The 13,892-nt window shown below is 72.0% G+C and carries 13 protein-coding genes; 5 read left to right on the top strand and 8 right to left on the bottom strand.

Features of this window, described 5'->3' with window-relative positions; genetic code table 11:
* Positions 1-188 precede the first annotated feature (188 nt).
* The 7 genes from ACIODU_RS07280 to ACIODU_RS07250 all read right to left on the bottom strand — a co-directional run bounded on the left by ACIODU_RS07280 (position 189) and on the right by ACIODU_RS07250 (position 8,537).
* On the bottom strand, positions 189-2,027 hold the full coding sequence (locus tag ACIODU_RS07280; protein WP_401764993.1) for a dipeptide ABC transporter ATP-binding protein: 1,839 nt from the start codon (positions 2,025-2,027) through the stop codon (positions 189-191).
* Complete coding sequence (locus ACIODU_RS07275; protein ID WP_356432574.1) at positions 2,024-3,013, bottom strand: ABC transporter permease; 990 nt, start codon at positions 3,011-3,013, stop codon at positions 2,024-2,026. Before ACIODU_RS07275 ends, ACIODU_RS07280 begins: the two co-directional genes overlap by 4 nt.
* Positions 3,010-4,068, bottom strand: a complete 1,059-nt coding sequence (locus ACIODU_RS07270) for an ABC transporter permease (RefSeq protein WP_401764991.1) — start codon at positions 4,066-4,068, stop codon at positions 3,010-3,012. Before ACIODU_RS07270 ends, ACIODU_RS07275 begins: the two co-directional genes overlap by 4 nt.
* Positions 4,065-5,798: an ABC transporter substrate-binding protein gene (locus ACIODU_RS07265; RefSeq protein ID WP_401764989.1), complete on the bottom strand. Its 1,734-nt coding sequence runs from the start codon at positions 5,796-5,798 to the stop codon at positions 4,065-4,067. Before ACIODU_RS07265 ends, ACIODU_RS07270 begins: the two co-directional genes overlap by 4 nt.
* A 205-nt stretch (positions 5,799-6,003) precedes the next feature.
* Positions 6,004-6,102, bottom strand: coding sequence for an Ms4533A family Cys-rich leader peptide (locus ACIODU_RS07260; protein ID WP_345943736.1), 99 nt, complete (start codon positions 6,100-6,102; stop codon positions 6,004-6,006).
* 139 nt (positions 6,103-6,241) lie between these two features.
* Positions 6,242-7,570: a DUF3152 domain-containing protein gene (locus ACIODU_RS07255; protein ID WP_401764985.1), complete on the bottom strand. Its 1,329-nt coding sequence runs from the start codon at positions 7,568-7,570 to the stop codon at positions 6,242-6,244.
* Positions 7,571-7,577: 7 nt separating this feature from the next.
* Positions 7,578-8,537, bottom strand: coding sequence for an alpha/beta fold hydrolase (locus tag ACIODU_RS07250; protein ID WP_401764983.1), 960 nt, complete (start codon positions 8,535-8,537; stop codon positions 7,578-7,580).
* Between the two features lie 145 nt (positions 8,538-8,682).
* Between ACIODU_RS07250 and ACIODU_RS07245 the strand changes: the two genes are divergently transcribed.
* The 4 genes from ACIODU_RS07245 to ACIODU_RS07230 all read left to right on the top strand — a co-directional run bounded on the left by ACIODU_RS07245 (position 8,683) and on the right by ACIODU_RS07230 (position 10,468).
* The gene (locus tag ACIODU_RS07245) at positions 8,683-8,922 is read left to right on the top strand and encodes a hypothetical protein (RefSeq protein ID WP_356432562.1); all 240 of its coding nucleotides are present in this window, start codon (positions 8,683-8,685) and stop codon (positions 8,920-8,922) included.
* Between the two features lie 110 nt (positions 8,923-9,032).
* Positions 9,033-9,674, top strand: coding sequence for a TetR/AcrR family transcriptional regulator (locus ACIODU_RS07240; RefSeq protein ID WP_161307077.1), 642 nt, complete (start codon positions 9,033-9,035; stop codon positions 9,672-9,674).
* 145 nt (positions 9,675-9,819) lie between these two features.
* A complete protein-coding gene (locus tag ACIODU_RS07235) occupies positions 9,820-10,047 on the top strand; it encodes a DUF3107 domain-containing protein (protein WP_356432559.1) in 228 nt (75 codons plus the stop codon).
* 148 nt (positions 10,048-10,195) lie between these two features.
* Positions 10,196-10,468, top strand: a complete 273-nt coding sequence (locus ACIODU_RS07230) for a hypothetical protein (RefSeq protein WP_356432556.1) — start codon at positions 10,196-10,198, stop codon at positions 10,466-10,468.
* A 112-nt stretch (positions 10,469-10,580) separates the two neighbouring features.
* On the opposite strand, the gene ACIODU_RS07225 is transcribed toward ACIODU_RS07230, so the two are convergent.
* A complete protein-coding gene (locus tag ACIODU_RS07225) occupies positions 10,581-11,327 on the bottom strand; it encodes a ferritin-like fold-containing protein (RefSeq protein WP_356432554.1) in 747 nt (248 codons plus the stop codon).
* 483 nt (positions 11,328-11,810) lie between these two features.
* Here ACIODU_RS07225 and ACIODU_RS07220 point away from each other — a divergent pair, with 483 nt between their 5' ends.
* The gene (locus ACIODU_RS07220) at positions 11,811-13,637 is read left to right on the top strand and encodes a DEAD/DEAH box helicase (RefSeq protein WP_401764978.1); all 1,827 of its coding nucleotides are present in this window, start codon (positions 11,811-11,813) and stop codon (positions 13,635-13,637) included.
* Positions 13,638-13,892 lie beyond the last annotated feature (255 nt).

The following is a 13,892-nucleotide window of genomic DNA, read 5'->3' as shown; positions in this document are numbered from 1 at the left end:
TCCCCCGCCCTCTCGTCTGGGTGGGGGGTGGGCTTTTGTGGGGCCGCGCTCGGGTGCAGGCTCTCCGGTTCTCTGTTGGGTGTGGGCGGGGTGGCTCCCCCCCCCCACCACCAGAAGGGGTGAATCCACGTAACTTTCCCGCGCCGGTGGCGTTCCGTCGCGCTACGGTGCGTCTGCGTCACGCACCGTCAGGCTGCGGCCACGTCCTTGCGGAGCCCGGTGCGGGTCGCCCTGCGCTCGGCGGCGACCGCGGGGTCGAGCGCGGGCACGGCGGCGAGCAGTTGGCGGGTGTACGGGTCGGAGGGCGCCCCGTACACCTCGTCGACCGTGCCCTGTTCGACGATTCGGCCCGCCCGCATGACCGCGACCCGGTCGCTGACGTGCCGGACGACGGCGAGGTCGTGGGCGATGAAGACCAGCGCGAGGCCCAGTTCGCGCTGGAGTTCGGCGAGCAGGGCGGTGACCTGGGCCTGGGTCGTCACGTCGAGCGCGGAGACGGGCTCGTCGCAGACGATCAGCCGGGGTTCGGCGGCCAGGGCCCGTGCGATGCCGACGCGTTGGCGCTGGCCGCCGCTGAACTCGTGCGGGTAGCGGTCGTACCGGTCGGGGTCGAGCCCGACGCGCTCCAGCAGCTCCCGTACGCGCGCGACGGTCTTCGCCTGGTCGAGCACGCCGGCGGCCCGCAGCGGGTCGGCGACGGATTCACCGATGGACCTGCGGGGGTTGAGCGAGGAGACGGGGTCCTGGAAGACCATCTGGAGTTCGCGCCGGTAGGGGCGCAGCTCCTTCTCGGACAGGGTGCCGATGTCGGTGCCGCGGTAGCGGAGTTGTCCGCCGGTGGGGTCGAGGAGGCGGACGAGCATGCGGCCGAGGGTGGTTTTGCCGCTGCCGCTCTCGCCGACGATGCCGAGGGTTTCGCCGGGGTGGACGGTCAGGCTGACGCCGTCCACCGCCGCGATGGTGGTGCGGCCCCGCTTGAACTCTCTGCGGAGGTCGACGGCTTCCAGGAGGACGGCGTCGTCGCGGTGCGCGCCCACGGGGTGGGCGGTTCCGTCCTCAATCGCCGGACGGGCTTGATGTGGCCTGCTCGTTCCGGCCGCGCCCCCCGGGGCAACGGTGTCCTCAATCGCCGGACGGGCTGGGTGTGGCCCGGACGTTCTCGCCACGGCCTCCGGCGAAGGCGTGTCCTCAAGCGCCGGACGGGCTGGTTTTGGTCCGTCCACCCTCGGGACCGCCGCCAGCAGCGCTCGTGTGTACGGCTCCCTCGGGGTGGTCAGGACCTCGTCCACCGTGCCCGTTTCGACCTGGCGGCCGTGGCGCATCACCAGGACCTCGTCCACGCTCTCCGCCGCCACCCCCACGTCGTGCGTCACCAGCAGCAGGCCCATGCCCGTCTCGCGGCGCAGGTCGTGCAGGAGGTCCAGGATCTGGGCCTGGACGGTGACGTCCAGGGCCGTCGTCGGCTCGTCCGCGATGAGGAGCCGGGGTTCGCACGCCAACGCCATCGCGATGAGCGCCCGTTGCCGCATCCCGCCGCTGAACTCGTGCGGCCGGGACCGCGACCGCCGTACCGCGTCCGGGATGCCGACCCGGTCGAGCACCTCGACGGCCCGCGCCCGCGCCGCCTTGCGCGAGGCGTCCGTGTGCACGCGGTAGACCTCGGCGATCTGGTCGCCGACCGCGTAGTACGGGTCCAGGGAGGACAGCGGGTCCTGGAAGACCATCGCCGCCACCGCCCCGCGCAGCGCCCGCAGTTCGCGGTCGGAGGCCGTGCCCACGTCCGTACCGTTCACCAGGACCGTGCCGCCGACCTCCGCGCCGGTCCCCCGGTGCAGCCCGAGCAGCGCGGCGGCCACGGTGCTCTTGCCGCTGCCGGACTCCCCGACCAGGCCGATCGCCCGGCCGACGTCGAGCGTGAAGGACAGGCCGTCCACGGCCCGTACCGACTCCTCCCCCGTCGCGAAATCGACGGTGAGCCCCTCGACCACGACCAGGGACCCGTCTTCCCTCACCAGTCGCTCGCTCACTGGAGCACCACCCTCCGGTCGGCCACGGCGTACAGCAGATCGGCGAGCACGTTCGCCAGGACGACGGCGGTCCCGATCACCAGGACCACCCCGACCACCACCGGCAGGTCGATCACCTTCACGGCGTCGATCAGGGTCTTCCCGATGCCGGGGATCCCGAAGAGCGATTCGGTGAGGACCGCGCCGCCGAGGACCGTACCGACATCGAGCGCGTTGAGCGCGATGACCGGCGGTACGGCGCCCCGCAGCGCGTGCCTCCCGACGACCGCCCGCTCCCCCACGCCGTACGCGCGGAAGGTGCGGATGTGGTCCTCGGCCAGCGTCTCCAGCGTCGAACTGCGCGTCAGCCGGGCATACTTGGCGCTCTCGAAGAGCCCGAGGGTGAACCACGGCAGGAGCATGTTCCACGCCCACTGCTCGGGGTCCTCGGTGAGCGGTACGTACGACGGGAACGGCAGCCACTGGAGGTACGCGCACACCACCATCAGGATCAGCAGCCCGAGGATGAAGACGGGGGTGCTGGTGCCCGCGAGAGTGAACAGGGTCAGGACCCGCTCGGTGACGCCCCCGCGCCGCAGCGCGGACAGCAGTCCGGTGCCGACCCCGATGACCAGCCACACCACCATCGCGCCGAACGCGAGGGAGGCGGTCGCGGGGAGCCGCTGGACGATCAGCTGCGTAACCTGCTGGTCGGTCTGGTACGAGAAGCCGAGGCAGGGCGCGTCGCAGTGCAGGGTGGCCGTGCCGGTCGAGTAGTCCCGGCCGGCGAAGACGCCCTGGACGAAGTGGGCGTACTGCAACCACACCGGGTCGGTCAGCTTGAGCTGTTCCCGTACCTGCGCGACCTGTTGCGGCGAGCAGCGCTCCCCGCAGGCGAGCCGGGCCGGGTCGCCCGGCGCCACGTAGAAGAGCGCGTAGATCACGACGGACAGGACGAGCAGGACGAGCAGCGCGCCGCCGAGCCGTTTGAGCAGGTAGCGCGTCATGAGGCCGTTCCCTCGGGCGTCTCGCGTGCGGAACTCGTCTCGCGTGCGGTACGCGTCTCGTGTGCGGTACGGGGGGTACGGGCCGCGCCCTTGCGCGAGCGGCCGATCCGCAGCCGGCTGGCCTCGCGCGGGTCGAGCGCGGTGCGGACCGCGTCGCCCAGCACGGTGAAGGCGAGGACGGTCACGAACAGCACCCCGGAGGGCAGCAGCACGTACATGGGGTCGGCGCGGAACCAGGTCTGCGCGCTCGACAGCATCTGTCCCCATGACGGTGTGGGCGGTTTGACGCCGACCCCGAGGAAGGAGAGCGAGGCCTCGGTCACGATGTTCGAGGGCAGCAGGATCGACGCGTACGTGATGACGGGCGCGGCGAGCGACGGCAGCAGTTCGCGCCGGGCCACCCGCAGCTTGCCGGAGCCGCCGAGGCGGGCCGCGGCGACGAAGTCGAGTTCCTTGAGGCTGAGGGTCTGGGCCCGCACGATCCTCGACGTACCGCCCCAGTTGAGCAGGCCGATGATCAGGATCAGCAGCAGCGAGCGCGGGAACTCGGACGGCACCACGGCCGTCAGGGCGATGCCCATGACCAGGAACGGCAGCGCGACCATCACGTCGGTGACACGGCTGAGGAAGGTGTCGAGGAAGCGGTTGCCGAGGCCGGCCGCCAGTCCGACGGCCACGCCGATGGCGAGTTGGACGACGGTCGCGCCGAGGGCGACGAGGAGGGAGACCCGGGCGCCGTACAGCATCCGTACGAACAGGTCGCGCCCGGTGCCGGGTTCGACACCGAGCCAGTGGTCGGCGCTCACCCCGCCGAAGGAGCCGGTCGGCACCCCGCCGCGCGCGGAGTCGATCAGGCTGTCGTGGTACGTGTTGGCGTCCTGGCCCTCCAGCGCGGCGAGCAGCGGCGCGGCGAGCGCCAGCACCACCAGCACGACGAGGACGACGGCCGCGACGACCGCCGAGGGGCGGGAGCGCAGCCGTCGCCACACCTGGCGCCCGCCCGAGGCGGCGGCGGGGGCCGCCGCCTCGGACGTCAGGAGATCAGCGGTGGTCACTTGACGGAGACCTGCGAGATGTCGAGGACGCCGGTCCAGTCACTGATGACGACGTTCTTGACGTCCTTGCCGACCAACCGCTTGTACACCGGGTGGAAGAGGGGGACGTCGAGCGCCAGCTCGCCGATCTTCTTGTCGAGGGCGCCCCAGCGCTTCGCGGCGGCGGCCGGGTCGGTCAGCTTGTTGATCTCGTCGATCTCCTTGTTGACCGCGGGGTCGTTCAGCTGCGCGTGGTTGAAGTTGCCCGCGCCGTCCTTGACGATCTGGCGGCCGTCGAAGATCGGGGCGAGGAAGGGACCCCCGGACGGCCAGTCGGCTCCCCAGCGGGAGAGGAAGAAGCCGGGCTCCTTGGAGACGGTCTTGCGGGCCTCGCCGAAGGCGTTGTTCTCCAGGCCCTCCAGCTTGACGGTGATGCCGGCCTTCTTGAGCGCCTCCTGGACGGCGGTGGCGACCTCGGGGCTCGTCTCGCGGTTCTGCTCGGTGGAGTGCGTGAGGGTGATGGTCAGCCCCTTCGGGTAACCGGCCTCCTTCAGCACCTCCTTGGCCTTCACCGGGTCACCGGTCCTACCCGCCGGGAACGGGTCGTACGGCGTGTAGCCGAAGGCCGCCTGGTTGGGCAGGAAGGTCGTCGCGGGCTCGGCGAGCGCGGAGCCGCCGGCCGCGTTGACGACGCTCGTGCGGTTGATCGCGTACGAGATGGCCTGGCGCACCTTGGGGTTGTCGAACGGCTTCACCTTCGGGTTGAAGGCGAGGTAGTTGGTGTACCCGAAGTGGCCGGTGCCGACACGCGAGGCGAGGTTCTTGTCGCTCCCGATCTGGGCCAGTTCGGCCGGTCCCAGGTTGGTGTCGGTGGTGATCGCGGCGGCGTCGGCGCCCGTGCTGGTGGACAGGCGCTGGTTGATGACGGCCGCGTCGAGGCCCGCCTTCACGTCGATCCTGTCCGGGTAGGCGTGCCGCTCGTCGTCGGTCGCCTCCGACCAGTTGGGGTTGCGCTCCAGGACGAGGTGCTCGCCGTCGCCCTCGTTCTTGACGACCTTGTACGGGCCGGAGGAGACGGGCTTCTCCTCGTACTTCGTCCCGGTGTCCTTGGCCTTCGGCACCGGCGCGAACTGCGTGGCGGTGGCGAGGAAGGGGAAGTCGCCCTCGGGCTTGTCGAGCTTGAAGATGATGGTCTTCGCGTCGGGCGTCTCGATCGAGGCGAGGCCCTTCTTGTCCTTGTACGGGCCCTCGTACGTGGACCCGCCGACGAGCCAGTCGCGCAAGTACGGGGCGCCGCCGGACAGTTCGGCCGCGAAGGAGCGCTCGATGCCGTACTTGATGTCGGCGGTGGTGATCGGGGAGCCGTCCTCGAACTTCAGCCCGTCCTTGAGGGTGTACGTCCACTCGGTGGCGTCCGCGTTGGGGCGGCCGGTGTCGGTGGCGAGGTCGGGGACGACCTTGTTGCCCTCGGCGCCGTTCTCCCGGTTGCGGGTGGTGAGCGTACGGAACACGAGCGAGGGGACGTTGCCGCCGCCGGACGTGTAGAGGCGCGCCGGGTCGAAGTCGGTCTGCGGCTCGTTGTTGAGCACCGACAGTGTCCCGCCCTTCTGCGGCTTGCCGGAGGCCGGGGCCGCGCCGCCGTCGCCCTTGGCATCGTTGTCCTCGGGACCGCAGGCGGCGGCGCCCGCGGCCATGGCCAGGGTGACGGCTGCCACGGCCAGGCGGCGGGAAATGACGGACGGTTGACGCATCGGAAGAAGCCTCTCGGTGTGCTGCACAGGCAGGGGGGTTGGGGTGGTGCCGGGAGATCGGACGGCGGGGATCGCCTTCCGGCCGGAGGCAGGCAGCAGTGACCGAGGTGGGGAGGGTGAACCGGCTGGCCGCGCCTGCGTACGGACGGAGTACGCCCAGTGCGGTGAACGACGGCGGGAGGGCCGGCGCGCGCGAGGGCAGGCGTCAGCTACAGAGAATGTCCGCCACGCACAGCGCGGTCACGCCGATGAGCGCGAGCTCAATGGCGGCATGACCGGGTATGGCGGTGCGGCGGGGAGACATGCCGAGAAATATGAACGACCCCGCGACCGGATGTCAATGTTATTTGAGACGGCTGTCTCAATGTGTGGGATGCCAGGCCGGGATACCGGGGCCCGGATGCCAGGGCTGTGATGCCGGGCTGGGATGCCGGGCTGTGATGTCAACGCGTCGGATACACCCAGGGATTCGGCTTGCACCTGATCCCCTCCACGTTCAGGGACTTGGTCTGCTGCTGCATGACGGGCGCGAGTGTCCCCGGCGTGCGGCAGCTCACATGGCTGTGCCCGAGCCGGTGGCCCACCTCGTGGTTGATGAGCATCTGCCGGTACGCGAACATCGCGTCGTCGCCGTACGTCTCCGAGCCCCGCGCCCAGCGGAACGCGTTGATCATGACGCGGTCCGTGGAGGCCGAGTCGCAGGACACGTTGTCGACGGTCGTGTCGAGGCCGGACTTCGCGCACCAGACCGCGGTGGTCCCGGGGCTGGCGAGGGTGATCACGAAGTCCGGTTCGCCGCTGGAGATCCGATCAAACGTCATGGCGCCGTGGTGCGCCCAGCTCCGGTCGTCGTTCAGCGTCTTCTGCACGGCCTCGGCGAACAGCCCGCCGTCCAGGCCGAGTCCCTTCTCCACGTCGACCCGGTAGCGGAACTTCTGGCCCTTTCCGGGCCCCTTGTCGAGGCCCGGTACGGCACCGAAGTCGCCGGACGCCTTCAGTTCCGGGTCGAGCGGGAACTGCCGGGTCATCAGCTGGGCGTACGTGAGCGGCGCCGCCACGACCGCCTTGGGCGCCGCCTCCCCGGCCGGGGTGGGCCGGCCCTCCGAGCGGGACGTGATGTCGTCCGCGGCGCCCCGGTCCGTACCGCCGGACGCCCTGGCGCTCACCTCGGGGGTGCCGCCGTCGGCGACCTGTCCGGCCACGACGACGGCGAGGACGGTGGTCACGGCGGCGGCCGCGATGCCGGTCAGGGCGCGGCCCCTGCCGCCCCGGACGGTGGTGCGCGCCGCGTCGGCCGGAGCGGCGGGCGGGCCGTCGAGGTCGCAGGGCGCCGGGCCGAAGCCGGGCGCCGTCCCCGAGCCCGAGACGGTACGGAGGGAGCCGGTGGTGTCGAACGCGTCGAAGCCGTCGAACGCGTCCACGAACTCCCGCCGGGGGCCCGGGACCCGCGACACGGTCCCGGCGCCGGAGCGCGTACGGCCCGAGGGCATCTCGACGCCCTGCCGGTCGCCGTACCGCTGGGCAGAGCCCCAACCGCCCCCGGCCTCACGCTGTTCGGGATGCCCGCCGCGCACCCGCGGTCCGCCGGGCGCGGCGGCGTCCGGCGCGCCCCGGTGCTGCTCGGACCCGGCGGCGCCGCCGGGGCGCCGCCTGCCGTCCCCGGGACCGTCGGGTCCCGCGTCCGGGGGGTCGGCGACCGGTGCGCCGGGCGCCTCGCCGCTCCTGTTCCGCGAGCCCTGCGGAACGGGGCCTCTGCGACTGTGTCGTCCCACGCCCCGGTCAGCTCCTGTGATGGTCGTCGATGAGGTCCCGGCAGGCCTGCGCGACCTGCTCGGGGTACTCCATCATGGCAACATGCCCGGCCTCGGGGAGCGTCAGGAGCCGTGAATCACGGAACGCGGCCGACGCCTTGCGGGCCATACGGTACGAAACGAGCTGATCCCGGCCCCCGTACACGAGGAGGGTCGGTGCCAGGACCCGTTCGGCCTGCCGCCACAGACCGTGTTGACCACCGAGGGTGTACTCGTTCACGATACTGCGCGCCGAGCGGGCCATCACGTCCCAGAAATAGGGGAGTTCGAGCCTGCGTTTCATCTCCTCGACCGCGTTGGCCAGTTCCTCGTCGGTGACGAGCGACGGGTCGCCGTAACAGAGGGCCAGCAAGCCGCGGGTGCGCTCCTCCGCCGTCCAGCCCCGGGTCAGCCGCCCGAAGAGCGCCGTCATGCCGGGGAGGGCCACCAGCGCGGTGGGGACGGCACTGCGCTGGATCCGCAGCTCGGGCAGCGCCGGTGAGATCAGCGTGAGCGTCCGGACGAGATCGGGGCGGGCGGCGGCGACGCGGGTGGCGATCGCGCCGCCGAGCGAGTTGCCGAAGAGGTGGACGGGCCCGCGCCGGCCGGCGTCCAGCAGCCGGATCACCGCGCGGGCCTGGCCGGTGATCGAGTAGTTGCCGTCGTCCGGCGGCGGCGAGTCCCCGAAGCCGGGCAGGTCAAGGGCCTCGCCGTCCACCACCCCCTCCAGGAGGGGCATCAGCGCGGACCAGTTCTCCGACGAGCCGCCGAGTCCGTGGACGTAGAGCGCGGGCGGTGCTCCGGTGTGCGCCGCGGGCCGGGACCGTACCGTCAGGGTGAGCCCGGCAAGCACCACCGAGCGCAGCCGCTCCCCCTGCCTGATCCGTACGGCGCTGACCCGTGGAGCCACGGCGGCGGCAAGGGTTTCCGGCAGCTCGGTCGAAGACATGCGGGCAATGTTACGAGACGATCACGCGCGGATTCGTGTGTTCGCCGTCACAGTCCCCCATGGCGCCGTGCGGCCCCTGCTCCTACCCTCGGAGGAAGGGGTCTTCGCCCCCCGCCCCTTTCCTACGCGAAGAGAAAGGGCAGTGATGACGGCCGACCCCACGGACCCGGAAGAGACCGGCGGCACCGGCGAGAGCAGCCGGCCCGGTGAGCCCGGTGAGATCGACGAGATCGGCACCGAGACGCCGGAGGACGACGCCGCGGAGCAGCGCGCGGAGGTCCGCCCCGACGACGAGGACGAGCGGCCCACCGGCGCCGAGGCGGACGAGGGGGACGCCGCGGAGCAGGCGAGAGCGGTGACCCTCGACGAGGACGAATACCGCTGAGCCGTCCGGTCCGTGAAATTGTGCATCCGCACCACACGCCGCCCCGTTGCCCAAAAGTACGATGGCGGCGCGGCGCACCGCGCGCACAGAACGATTTTTTGGGAGGCGGCGTGACAGCCATAGAGCAGACCGAGGCGGCACGCCCGCGAGGCACCCGTCTGCCGCGCCGCGCGCGACGCAACCAGCTGCTGGGCGCGGCGCAGGAGGTATTCGTCGCGCAGGGCTACCACTCCGCGGCGATGGACGACATCGCGGAGCGGGCGGGCGTCAGCAAGCCCGTCCTCTACCAGCACTTCCCCGGCAAGCTGGAGCTGTATCTGGCCCTGCTGGACCAGCACTGCGAGTCACTGCTCCAGGCGGTCCGTACGGCGCTGGCGTCGACCACGGACAACAAGCTCCGGGTCGAGGCGACGATGGACGCCTACTTCGCGTACGTGGAGGACGAGGGCGGCGCGTTCCGCCTGGTCTTCGAGTCGGACCTGACCAACGAGCCCGAGGTGCGCAAGCGGGTCGACCTGGTCGCCCTCCAGTGCGCCGAGGCGATCTCGGACGTGATCGCCGAGGACACCGGGCTGTCCAAGGAGGAGTCCATGCTGCTGGCCGTGGGCCTCGGCGGGGTCTCCCAGGTGGTGGCCCGCTACTGGCTCTCCAGCGAGTCCGCGATCCCGCGCGAGCAGGCGGTCCAGCTCCTCACCTCCCTGGCCTGGCGCGGCATCGCCGGCTTCCCGCTGCACGGCAGCGAGCAGCACTGACCGGGAGCGTGTCCCGGGGCGGGCGTCCCGTGTTCGCTGCGGGCGTGCCCGTCCGGCGCCTTTCCGATGCTCTCTCCGGGCTAATGTGTGCTGCGTACAGCGCGGTTCGCCGCGCACCGCACTGACCGTTCGGAGGGACATAGCGGTGGAGGTCAAGATCGGCGTGCAGCACACGCCCCGCGAGATCGTTCTGGAGAGCGGGCAGTCCGCCGAGGATGTCGAGCGCGCCGTGGCCGACGCGCTCGCCGGCAAGGCGCAGCTGCTCAGCCTCACGGACGACAAGGGGCGGAAGGTCCTCGTACCGGCCGAGCGGATCGCTTACGTGGAGATCGGCGAGCCGGCGACACGACGCGTCGGATTCGGCGCGCTCTAGCCTTCGGCAAGGACTCACACGAAGGCCCGGCGGAACCCCGCCGGGCCTTCGTGCCGCGAGGGTTGTGTTCCGTTCACGGCGGGTAGTGACGGGTCAGCGGTTTCGCATGATCGTAGGACCCACTCCCGGCGTCGTGAGGTGAACAGCAGTGGTCACGGAAGCTCTTGTCTCGGTCCTGCTCGGACTCGGTCTTTCGTGGGCCGCGGCCCACCTCCTGCCGCACCGGCTCCCGGCCCGCCGCACGGTGTTCCTCGCGGGCACCCTGGGCACCGTCTTCGGCGCCTACCTGACCCACATGGCCCTGGGCCCCGGCCACGCCCTCCCCACCCTGGCGGGCGCGGCGACGGTGGGAGCGGTGGTGGTCTCCCTGCTCCTGCGCCCGACGAGGCGCAGGTTCCTCCTGAGCCCGTCGGGCGACTGAGGCCACCGCCTAACCATCCAGCCCGCCGAGGCTCCCTCCGAGCCCGTCGAGGCTCCTTTGGAGCCCGTCCGGCGATTGAGGACAAACACGGCCGAAGGCCGTGCCCCCGAGGCTACGCCGCGAGGCCAAGCGCAGCCATCCGCTTCGTGTGCGCCTCCGTGATCCGCGAGAACATCCGCCCCACCTCCGCGAGGTCGAACCCGTCCGCCACCCCGCCCACCAGCATCGTCGACAGCGCGTCACGGTCGGCCACGACCCGCTGCGCCTGCGACAGCGCCTCACCCATCAGCCGCCGCGCCCAGAGCGCGAGCCGCCCGCCCACCCGCGGCTCCGCCTCGATCGCGGCCCGTACCTTCTCGACGGCGAAGTTCCCGTGCCCGGTGTCGTCCAGGACCGCCAGCACCAGGGCGCGGGTGTCGGTGTCCAGCCGGGCCGCCACCTCCCGGTAGAAGTCGCTGGCGATCGAGTCGCCGACGTACGCCTTGACCAGGCCCTCCAGCCAGTCCGACGGCGCGGTCTGGCGGTGGAAGTCGTCGAGCGCCTTGGCGAACGGCTCCATCGCCTCCGTCGGCTCGGCGTCGATCGCGCGCAGCCGGTCGTTCAGCCGGTCGAAGTGGCCGAATTCCGCCGCCGCCATCTTGGCCAGCGCCGCCTTGTCGGCCAGCGTCGGCGCCAGCTTGGCGTCCTCGGCGAGCCGTTCGAAGGCCGCCAGCTCGCCGTACGCGAGCGCTCCCAGCAGATCCACGACCGCGGCGCGGTACTGCGGCTCCGCGGAGGCCGTCTCCCAGTCCTGGGCGGCAATTCCGATGGGTTCCTGGGCTGCGGTTACGGGCGCGGTGGCGTTGTCGGGCGTCTCCATGGACGGCACAATAGCCCGCGCGGCGCACCCCGGAAGGGGCCGGCCGGACACGGCCGCCCCACCGTTCCGACGAATTCGCCCGACACATGTGCGCGATTCCGGGGTACAGTGGTAATGCGCCTGCCGAGTATTCGGCGGGCCATCGCAGTGTCTGACTGTGGGATCCCCCGCGGCCAGGCCTTACGAGGATGCCCGGTCGGTGGCCCGATCGGCTCCGCCCCGACCGCCCTCCGCGCGGAATCGTACGCACAGGTGCGAACGACTCCCAGATGAGGGGCCCCCTCAGCGGCACGAGCGCTCGAGCGACGGCAGTGGTCCCGCGCCATCCGGCCAATCCACGGCCGGCCGAGTACCCAGGTGCGGTACGACCCCCAGCGTTCGCCTCGCGTCGCGTCTCACAGAAGAGGCAGCACCCTGACTACGACTTTCCGAGACCTCGGAATCCTCCCCGAGACGGCAGAAGCACTCGAAGCCGTCGGCATCATGTCCCCGTTCCCCATCCAGGAGATGACCCTCCCGGTCGCCCTGTCCGGCAAGGACGTCATCGGACAGGCCAAGACCGGCACGGGCAAGACCCTGGGCTTCGGTCTCCCCCTCCTGGAGCGCGTCACCGTCCCCGCGGACGTCGAGGCGGGCCGCGCGGCCCCCGAGAAGCTCACGAACGCGCCGCAGGCGCTCGTCGTCGTGCCGACCCGCGAGCTGTGCCAGCAGGTCACCAACGACCTCCTGACCGCCGGCAAGGTGCGGAACGTACGCGTGCTGGCCATCTACGGCGGCCGGGCGTACGAGCCCCAGGTCGAAGCGCTCAAGAAGGGCGTCGACGTGATCGTCGGCACCCCGGGCCGGCTGCTCGACCTCGCGGGCCAGAAGAAGCTCGACCTCTCGCACATCCGCGCCCTCGTCCTGGACGAGGCCGACGAGATGCTCGACCTGGGCTTCCTGCCCGACGTCGAGCGGATCATCCAGCTGCTGCCGCCGAAGCGTCAGACGATGCTGTTCTCGGCGACCATGCCGGGCGCGGTCATCGGGCTGGCCCGCCGGTACATGTCGCAGCCGACGCACATCAGCGCCACGTCGCCGGACGACGCGGGCGCGACGGTCGCCAACACCACGCAGCGCGTCTACCGCGCCCACTCCATGGACAAGCCGGAGCTGGTCGCGCGGATCCTCCAGGCGGAGGGGCGCGGCCTCGCGATGATCTTCTGCCGTACGAAGCGCACGGCCGCCGACATCGCGGACCAGCTCGCCCAGCGCGGCTTCGCCTCCGGCGCGGTCCACGGCGACCTGGGCCAGGGCGCGCGCGAGCAGGCGCTGCGCGCGTTCCGCAACGGCAAGGTGGACGTGCTGGTCTGCACGGACGTCGCCGCGCGCGGCATCGACGTCGAAGGTGTGACGCACGTCATCAACTACCAGTCGCCGGAGGAGGAGAAGACGTACCTCCACCGCATCGGCCGCACCGGCCGCGCGGGCGCGTCCGGGATCGCCGTGACGCTCGTGGACTGGGACGACATCCCCCGCTGGCAGCTGATCAACAAGGCGCTCGACCTCGGCTTCCCGGACCCGCCGGAGACGTACTCGACGTCCCCGCACCTGTTCGAGGAGCTGAACATCCCGGCCGGCACGAAGGGCATCCTGCCCCGTACGGACCGGACCCGCGCGGGTCTGTCGGCGGAGCAGGTCGAGGACCTGGGCGAGACGGGCGGGCGTGGCCGCAAGTCGCCCGCGGCGACGGTCGCCACTGCCGTACGGGAGGAGCGCCCGGCGCGTACGCGGACGCCGCGGCAGCGCCGGCGGACGCGGGGCGGTTCGGACGCGGAGGCGGTGACGTCGGCCACGTCTGAGGCGCGGGTCACGGCTCCGGTGGCGGCGGCTGCCGAGGCTCCGGCGCCGGTCCGGACGGCGACGAAGGCCCCTTCTTCCGCCCGTGGCGGGGCGTCCTCGGAGACCCGGGTGCGGCTGGAGCCGCTGGCGCCGCCCACGCGGGTGCCCGAGCCGCAGTTCCAGACGGCCGTGGCGCTGGAGACACCGGACGCGGTCGCCCCGGCGGAGGCGCGTACGCCGCGCCGCCGTCGCCGCACCCGCGCGGCGGACGCGGCTCCGGAGGCGACGTTCCAGACGGCGACGCCGGTGCTCGTCGCCGAGCCGGCGGGGGCGGACACGGACGCGGAGGGCGCGGCCAAGCCCCGCCGCCGCCGGACGCGTGCAGCGAAGCCGGCGACGGAGACGGTGGCCGCGGCGGAGGCGGCCCCGGCCGAGCCCGCCGACGCCCCGCCGAAGCGACGGCGCGTCCGCACGACCCCGAACGCGTGACCCTGCGCTGGGGCGCGGCGCACTGAGCGTCTGCGCCCCGGCGGTGGGCGCGGCGTCTTGCGTGTCCTCGCGCCGGACGGGCGTCTGCGCCCCGGCGGTGGGCGCGGCGTCTTGCGTGTCCTCGCGCCGGACGGGCGTCTGCGCCCCGGCGGTGGGCGCGGCTTACTGATGTCCTCAATCGCCGGACGGGCTGGGTTTGTCGTGGTGACGGGGGGCGGGGCCTCCGGAGGCACGTATGTCCGGACTGCATGTTTT

The organism is Streptomyces sp. NPDC088261 (assembly GCF_044740805.1).
Classification (GTDB): Bacteria; Actinomycetota; Actinomycetes; order Streptomycetales; family Streptomycetaceae; genus Streptomyces.
Note: the sequence above shows the minus strand (reverse complement) of the source record. Positions and strands in the feature narration are given on the sequence as shown.